Annotated in this window: 2 protein-coding genes; both read right to left on the reverse strand. The window is 59.7% G+C overall.

Features of this window, described 5'->3' with window-relative positions:
• The coding region (locus B4F27_RS05995; protein WP_286759137.1) for a gamma carbonic anhydrase family protein at positions 1 to 262 on the reverse strand (262 nt) is incomplete at its 3' end.
• Positions 259 to 859 (reverse strand): guanylate kinase (gene gmk / locus B4F27_RS06000; RefSeq protein WP_286759138.1); only part of this gene is annotated, 601 nt, incomplete at its 5' end. The genes B4F27_RS05995 and gmk, both read right to left, overlap by 4 nt.

Raw genomic sequence — 859 nt, forward strand, 5'->3', positions numbered from 1 at the left:
CGTGCAGCATGACCTTGTGACCGATTGTACAGTTCTCCCCCACTGTCAGCGGGCAGCCCGGGTCCGTGTGAAAGACGCAGTTTTCCTGCACATTACTGCCCTTGCCCACGAGGATCAGCTCGTTATCGCCGCGCAGCGTACAGCCGAACCAGACAGAGGCATCTGCCTCGAGCGTCACATTCCCGATGACATTGGCATCGGGGGCAACCCATGCATCCGCGTGAACCTGCGGGGTGATATCGGCCAGAGCGTAAAGCGTCATTTCGTGTCCTCGAATTCTGATTGCAGCGCGCGCACATGATCCACCAGTTTCGGCTGCTGCGAAAGGCGCAATCTTTCGGCGGTGATGATCGACTTCAGCTTGGCCTCTGTTTCGGTCAGGTCATCATTGACCAGCACGTAGTCGTAGCCGTCCCAATGGCTGATCTCGTCCCAGCTTTTCTCCATTCGAAGCGCGATGGTATCGGGGGCGTCCTGACCACGGGTTTCCAGACGCCGCCGCAGCTCTTTGATCGAGGGCGGCAGGATGAAGATCGACAGCACGTGCTGCTTGAGCGTCGAGTTGCTGATCTGCTGCGCGCCCTGCCAATCCACGTCGAACAGCACATCGCGGCCACTGTCGATCGCCTTTTGCACCGGTCCCTTGGGCGAGCCGTAATAGTTGTTGAAGACGCGGGCGTGCTCCAGCATATCGCCATCGTTCACCATGGCGCGGAAGTCATCCTCGGCGGTGAAAAAATAGTCCTTGCCGTCTTCCTCGCCGACACGCGGTGCGCGGGTGGTGGCCGAGACAGAGAATTCAAGCGAGGTATCCCAATCGCGCAGCTTGCGGGCCAGCGTCGATTTACCCGCCCCCGAG

Origin of the sequence: Sulfitobacter sp. UBA1132 (genome assembly GCF_002311545.1) — a bacterium.
GTDB classification, from domain to species: domain Bacteria; phylum Pseudomonadota; class Alphaproteobacteria; order Rhodobacterales; family Rhodobacteraceae; genus Sulfitobacter; species Sulfitobacter pontiacus.